Origin of the sequence: Duganella vulcania (assembly GCF_009857655.1) — a bacterium.
Lineage (GTDB): Bacteria > Pseudomonadota > Gammaproteobacteria > Burkholderiales > Burkholderiaceae_D > Rugamonas > Rugamonas vulcania.
Genome location: NZ_WWCX01000169.1, coordinates 1 through 6769, shown reverse-complemented (window position 1 = coordinate 6769; position 6769 = coordinate 1). Strand labels below are relative to the sequence as shown.

6 protein-coding genes and 1 pseudogene are annotated in these 6769 nt (G+C 65.7%); all 7 read left to right on the top strand.

Going from position 1 to position 6769, the window contains the following annotated elements; translation table 11 throughout:
* Positions 1 to 1080, top strand: a pseudogene (locus GTP90_RS34315) (hypothetical protein); the annotation flags it as partial.
* Positions 1081 to 1332: 252 nt separating this feature from the next.
* Positions 1333 to 1866, top strand: coding sequence for a type VI secretion system contractile sheath small subunit (gene tssB / locus GTP90_RS34310; protein ID WP_161087710.1), 534 nt, complete (start codon positions 1333 to 1335; stop codon positions 1864 to 1866).
* A gap of 49 nt (positions 1867 to 1915) precedes the next feature.
* Entirely contained in the window at positions 1916 to 3409 is a 1494-nt protein-coding gene (tssC, locus tag GTP90_RS34305; protein WP_161087709.1) for a type VI secretion system contractile sheath large subunit, read from the top strand.
* Between the two features lie 73 nt (positions 3410 to 3482).
* On the top strand, positions 3483 to 3968 hold the full coding sequence (locus GTP90_RS34300; RefSeq protein ID WP_161087708.1) for an Hcp family type VI secretion system effector: 486 nt from the start codon (positions 3483 to 3485) through the stop codon (positions 3966 to 3968).
* A 73-nt stretch (positions 3969 to 4041) separates the two neighbouring features.
* The gene (gene tssE, locus GTP90_RS34295) at positions 4042 to 4503 is read left to right on the top strand and encodes a type VI secretion system baseplate subunit TssE (protein WP_161087707.1); all 462 of its coding nucleotides are present in this window, start codon (positions 4042 to 4044) and stop codon (positions 4501 to 4503) included.
* Positions 4500 to 6251, top strand: a complete 1752-nt coding sequence (tssF, locus tag GTP90_RS34290) for a type VI secretion system baseplate subunit TssF (RefSeq protein ID WP_161087706.1) — start codon at positions 4500 to 4502, stop codon at positions 6249 to 6251. Before tssE ends, tssF begins: the two co-directional genes overlap by 4 nt.
* A partial coding sequence (locus tag GTP90_RS34285; RefSeq protein WP_254452182.1) for a type VI secretion system baseplate subunit TssG occupies positions 6239 to 6769 on the top strand: 531 nt, incomplete at its 3' end. The genes tssF and GTP90_RS34285, both read left to right, overlap by 13 nt.

The following is a 6769-nucleotide window of genomic DNA, read 5'->3' as shown; positions in this document are numbered from 1 at the left end:
GCCGCGCCAGCCGCGGCCGACGCTGGCGCCCCTGCTGCAGCGCCGGCCGATGCGGCGTCAGGAGGCGCCACAGCAGCCGATGCTGCGTCCGGTGCATCGGCGTCGGCTGACGCGCCCGCAGGCGCCACAGCAGAAGCGCCAGCCGTGGAGACGGAGGCAGCCGCCACGTCAAGCGCCAATGCGTCCGCTACAGATGCTCAGCAAGCCGCAGACGGCAAGCCGACAACCACGCCATCCGCCGACGCCACCACTGCCGACGCGCCGATAGCCGAGACGCCGGTGGCCACCGAGGCAACACCAGCCGCCCCCAAAGCCGAAACATCGGCAACTGGAGCGGCGGACGGGGGTACTCCCAAAGCCATCGAGCCGACAGCCGAAGCGCCTCCGCCGGACGCCGCGAAAGCCGCTGTACCGACAGCCGAAGCACCCGCTGAGGATGCCGCGAAAGCCGCAGCGCCGACAGCCGAAGTACCTGCTGAGGACGTCGCGAAGGCCACCGTACCGACAGCCGAAGCACCCGCTGCGGATACTGCGAAAGCTGCCGCGCCAGCTGGCGAAGCGCTCCTTGCGGACGCTGCGAAAGCCGCCGCGCCGGCAGGCAAAGCATCCATTGCGGATGCCGCGAAAGCCGCAGCGTCGGCAGGCGGGACACCAGTTGCCGATGCCATCAAAACCGCCATACCAAAAGGCGATGCGCTTCTTGCTGATGTCGCCAAGACCACGGCGCCGGCCACTGCGGCATCGACACCTGCGATCGATCCTGCCAAGCCGCCTTTGCCAGGAACACCAGCGCCGCGTCCGCAATCCCCGGCCGCACCAGACGCCGTGACTGGCAAGATGCCAGCCACTCCAGGCAGCGCAAGCGCGCCACCGATCAAGCCCGAAATGAAGGAGCTCAATCCGCTCGCCGGCAAAGATGGCGCCGGCCAAGCCATCGCCGACCCCGCCCAAGCGCTCGCCGACAAACTCAACGCCGCCAGACAAGCCGCCGGAAAACCACCCGTGAGTGACCCGCTCTCGGCACTACAAAACTTCAAAGATGCAATCCCGCCCCCGGCAACCACGCCTCCCACCAGCTAAAAACGCTGTCACGAATTTGTCATCTTGATGTTCCTCAATGTCGTCGCAAAAATATAACAGCATAAATTTTTAAAAAGCTTGTTCGCCAAAGAATTTACATTTATTATCAATTGAGTATCGGAAATCTTTGTACCTATCAATTACGTTGCGGCGCAGCGAGTGGTGGTGTCATGAGAGTAGCTTCGTGCTCTGTCCGCCTGTTTTTGATTTATGTATCGTCGGCCGCTAGTCACCATATAAGTGAGGAAGTGAATGTCAGATAGCTTACAAAAATGGGTAGGACGCAATCGTCCCCCACGTGTGCAAATCACGTACGACGTCGAAATCGGTGACGCCACTGAAAAAAAAGAGCTGCCCCTGGTGGTCGGCTTGCTGGCCGACCTGTCCGGCCAGCCGCTGGTGCCGCCGCCCAAGCTCAAGGCCCGGCGCCTGATTGAAATCGACCGTGACAACTTCAACGAAGTCATGGGCAAGATCGCCCCCCGTCTCGATATCTCCGTGCCGGACACGCTCAAGGGCGAAGGCAATCTCAAGGTGGAACTGAACTTCACCGAGTTCGACCACTTCCATCCCGAATCCATCGTCGCGCAAGTGCCGCGCCTGGCCAAGCTGCTGGAAGTACGCCAGCAACTGCGCGACCTGCTGGGCAAACTCGATGGCAACGATGAGCTTGACGCGCTGCTGGAAAACATCATCCAGAACTCGGAAGAGCTGAAGACCCTCAAGGACCAGGAACCGGCCGCCGACGCGGCGCCGGCGGCGGACGCGGAAGCGACCCCATCCTGATAGCACGCCGCGCGTGCTTACCCTCATCGACCACAGAGAGAGCTAAATCATGGCTACTAGTCAATCCGCCAAAGGCGGCGCCAAGTCGACCGAATCGACCGGCGAACTGAGTTTGCTGGACCGCATTGTCCAGGAAGGCAAGATGGCGGTCGAACCGTCGCAAAACGCCTACGCCAAAAAACTGCTGGGCCAGTTCGCCACGCAGGTGCTGGACGAAGGCATGAAGACCGCACCCGACAAGGGCGTGGTCGCAATGATCAACGAGCGCGTGGCAGAGATCGACAAGATTCTCAGCGACCAGCTCAACGCCATCATGCACCACGAGGAGTTCCAGAAACTGGAAGGCTCCTGGCGCGGCCTGCACGACATGGTGTACGGCACCGAGACCGGCCCGACCCTCAAGCTGCGCCTGCTGAACGTGTCGAAGAAGGAGCTGCTCAAGGACCTGGAGAGCGCCGTCGACCACGACATGAGCGTGCTGTTCAAGAAAGTCTACGAGGAAGAGTACGGCACCTTCGGCGGCGCCCCGTATTCCGTGCTGATCGGCGACTACTACTTCGGCCGCCACCCGCAGGATGTCGCGCTGCTGCAGCGCCTGTCCAAGGTGGCCGCCGCCGCGCACGCGCCGTTCATCACGGCCGCCGCGCCGTCGCTGTTCGACATGACCGAGTTCACCGACCTGGGCGTGCCGCGCGACATGTCGAAGATCTTCGAAAGCGCCGAGCTGGCCTCGTGGCGCGGCTTCCGCGAATCGGAAGACTCGCGCTACATCGCCATGGTGCTGCCGCGCTACTCCGCGCGCCTGCCGTACGGCGCCAAGACCAAGCCGGTGGAGAGCTTCAACTTCGAGGAAGACGTCGACGGCCGCGACCACAGCAAATACCTGTGGGCCAACTCGGCCTACCAGCTGGGCCTGCGCATCACCGACGCCTACGCCAAGCACAGCTGGACCACCGCGATCCGCGGCGTCGAAGGCGGGGGCAAGATCGAGGGCATGACCGCCCACACCTACAAGACCGACGAGGGCGATGTCGTGCTCAAGTGCCCGACCGAGGTCACCATCACCGACCGCCGCGAGAAGGAGCTCAACGACCTCGGCTTCATCGCCGTGGTCAACTCCAAGGGCTCGGACTTCGCCGCCTTCTTCGGCGGCCAGACCCTCAACAAGCCCAAGGTCTACAACATGGACGCGGCCAACGCCAACGCGGCGCTGTCGTCGCGCCTGCCGTACGTGCTGGCGGCCTCGCGCTTCGCGCACTACATCAAGGTCATCATGCGCGACAAGGTCGGCAGCTTCCAGACCCGCCAGAGCGTGGAGAATTACCTGAACAACTGGCTGAGCGGCTATGTGCTGCTGAGCCCGAACGCGACGCAGGGCGAGAAGGCCCGCTTCCCGCTGGCCGAGGGCCGGGTCGACGTGACCGAGAAGCCCGGCAAGCCCGGCGCGTATTCGGCCACCGTCTTCCTCAAGCCGCACTTCCAGATGGAGGAGCTGACCACGTCGATCCGCCTGGTGGCCGAACTGCCGGCCGCCGTCGGTTGATCCCGCTGTACACATCGATGTCCCGCCCATCCGGCGCAGCCGCCGGGTGGGCCCATAAAAACTGGAGCCAGCAATGTCTGACGTACTAATTCTGGATTTGGGCACCACCATCAAAGGCAACTGTATGGTCACCGGCTATGCCGACAAGATCATCGTGTTGTCGTACTCGCACAGCGCCTCGATGCCGCTGCAAATGGATGCATCGAACACCGAGCGCACTTCCGGCCGGCCGGTGTTTTCCGAGATCTCGTTCTCGAAGATGTCCGACCTGTCGACCACGGAGATGTACAAGGCCTGTACCCAAGGCACCAAGATCGGCTCCGCCAAGCTGCACGTGGGGCGCGTGGAAAACGGCAAGTACATGAACTTCTTCACGTACGAGATGAGCAACGCCATGATCTCGAACATCAGCACCTCGGGCGGTGGCGGCGTGCCATCGGATTCGTTCTCGATCAACTTCACCAAGATCAAGTGCGACTACACCCAGCAGCAGGCCGACTCGACCTCGAAGGGCACCGGCACCTGGAACTGGAACCTGGAGACGATGAAAGCGGATTGATGCGGCGTGGCGGCGGCCGCCCACGGGCGTGCCGCCAGCCGTCCCATCATGAGCGCTGCTCGTGCAGAAAACTATGTCTAAAGCCCTCACGGCGTCGCTTGTTCCGATGTTCGACCGATTAAGCGGCGTGGCGCACGCCTCGCCGGATGGCAGGCTGCTCGATGGCGGCGGCTTGCAGCACTCGCTGCAACTGGACCTGATGCGCCTCTTCAACGTGCGCAACGCGCTGACCATCCGCGAGTACCTGGACGGCGACCCCACCGTGCTCGATTACGGCCTGCCCGACATGCTGGGCCTGTCGCCGCAGTCGGACCAGGACTTGCTTACCTGGTCGCAGGTGCTGGAGCGCGGCCTGGCGCTGTACGAGCCGCGGCTGTCGCACGTCAAGGTGGCGGTGAGCGCCGACCCGGCCAAGCCGGTTGCCGCGCGCGCCGCCATCGCCGCCGTGGTGCTGCTGGGCCGGCAGATGTGCCGGGTCAATTTCGACGTCGCGCTGGACGCCCGCTCCGCCGCGATGCAGGCGGCCGCGACGTGAGCGACGATATCCTGGAATACTACCGGCGCGAGCTGTCCTACCTGCGCACCCAGTCGGCCGACTTCGCGGCGCGCTATCCCAAGGTAGCGCAGCGGCTGGTGCTGAGCGGCGGCGAATCGGCCGATCCGCACACCGAGCGGCTGATCGAATCGGTGGCCTTCCTGACGGCCCGCGTGCACCGCGACCTCGACCGCGATTTCCCCACCATCGCCGGCGCCATGCTGGACAACCTGTGCCCGAGCCTGACGCAGCCGGTGCCGGCCATGACGGTGGTGCGGATGACGCTCGACTCCTCGCAGGGCAAGGTCATGGCCGGCATGCCGGTGGCGCGCGGCGCCATGCTGTCGACCACCGCCGCCAGCGGCGAGAACTGCCGCTTCCAGGTGGCGTGGAACACCACGCTGTGGCCGCTGCAAGTGGCGGCCATCAAGATGGAGGACACGCGCACGCTGCGCCTCGACCTGCGCTGCGACGCCGGCCTGGACGTGTCCGAGCTGGAGCTGGACCGCCTGCGCCTGCACCTGTCCGGCGACCTGATGACGACGATGCCGCTGCACGAGCTGCTGATCAGCGGCCTGGAGCGCATCGAACTGCTGGCCGGCGGCGGCCAGTTGCACCGCCTGGGACCCAACAGCCTGAGCGAGGTGGGCTTCAACGAGAACGAGGCCATCCTGGCCCAGCCGGCGCACGCGCATCCGGCCTACGCGCTGCTGCAGGAATACTTCGCCTTCCCGCGCAAGTTCCAGTTCTTCGACCTGAGCGGCCTGCGCGGCCTGCTGGGCACGGGCGAAGGCTTCTCGGTGCGCTTCGTGTTCAACCGCAGCGCGCGCGTGTTGTCGCAGCTGAGCGCCGACAACTTCCTGCTCGGCTGCGTGCCGGCCGTGAACCTGTTCCCCGTCACCAGCGAGCCGATCCGCCTGCACCGCCGCCACTACGAATACATGCTGGTGCCGGACTACCAGCGCGAGGCGGTGATGGAAGTGCATTCGGTGGTGCGGGTCACCGCCTCCGATCCGCGCGCCGACCGGCCCAGCATCATCCCCAGCGTGTTCGCCGAATCGGCGGCCGACGCCGAGGAGGCCAAGGTGTTCTGGTCGCTGCGGCGCGAGATGAGCCTGCGCAAGGGCATCACCGGCACCGACGTCTACCTGAGCTTTGTCGACCGCAGCGACGTCCACAGCGTGCCGGACGAGCCGGTGGTGTACGCGCAGCTGCTGTGCACCAACCGCGGCCTGGCCGAGCAGATCGCGCCCGGCACGCGCTTTTACGGCGAGGGCATCTCCACCTCGACCGACATCCGCGCGCTGTACCCGCCCAGCGCGCAACGCCCGCCGGTGATGGAGGCCAAGGCCTTGTGGTCGCTGGTGGCGCTGCTGCGCCTGAACCACCGCTCGCTGGTGGATGGCACCACCGGCGTCCAGACGCTGCAGCAGATGCTGATGCTGTTCGCCGGCGACAGCGCGCGCGACCAGGCGCAGGTGCGTGGCGTGAAAAGCATGGCAGCGTCGGTGGCGACGGCGCGGCTGGGCGCCGACACCTGGCGCGGCCACTGCCGCGGCACCGACATCGTGCTGGAGTTCGACGCCGACGCCTTCGTCGGCACCTCGCCGCTGGTGCTGGCCGGCGTGCTGTCGCGGTTCTTCGCTTTGTACACCTCCGCCAATTCCTTCGTCCGCCTGGCCGTCACGCGCGGCGGCGAACCGTGGATGCAGTGGCCTGCCATGAGTGGACGCCAATGTCTGATCTGATGTCGCTATTGCGGGACGACCCGCATGCCTTCGATCTGTTCCAGGCGATCAGCATCCTGGAGCGCGGCGATCCCACGCGCGCGCGGGTCGGCACCTCGGTCGGCATGGACGAGGCCTTGCGGCTGGCGGCGCAGGTGGACCTGGCGTTCGCGCCCAGCGACGTCAGCGGCCTGCACGAGAGCAAGCAACCGGGCCCGCCGTTGACGCTGAAGTCGCCGGTGCTGACCTTGGCCGGCGCCCAGGGACCGCTGCCGATGCCGTTCACCGAGCTGCTGATGGAACGCCGCCGCGCGCGCGACATGGCCGGGCTGGAGTTCCTGGACATCTTCAACCAGCGCCTGCTGGGCTTCCTGTACCGCAGCCGCCGCAAGCACCACCTGGCCCTGAGCACGGAAAGCATCAACCACGCGCCCATCGTGCGCAGCCTGGACGCCATGGCCAGCCTGGGCCGCGCCGAGGGCGTGCGCGGGCCGGACGGCCAGCAAGCCTGGCTGCGCCACGCCGGCCTGCAGGGCGCC

Coding starts and splice junctions, on each gene's coding strand:
- tssE (WP_161087707.1), top strand. CDS start 4,042: ATGTCTAAAGCCCTCACGGCGTCGCTTGTTCCGATGTTCGACCGATTA.
- tssC (WP_161087709.1), top strand. CDS start 1,916: ATGGCTACTAGTCAATCCGCCAAAGGCGGCGCCAAGTCGACCGAATCG.
- GTP90_RS34300 (WP_161087708.1), top strand. CDS start 3,483: ATGTCTGACGTACTAATTCTGGATTTGGGCACCACCATCAAAGGCAAC.
- tssB (WP_161087710.1), top strand. CDS start 1,333: ATGTCAGATAGCTTACAAAAATGGGTAGGACGCAATCGTCCCCCACGT.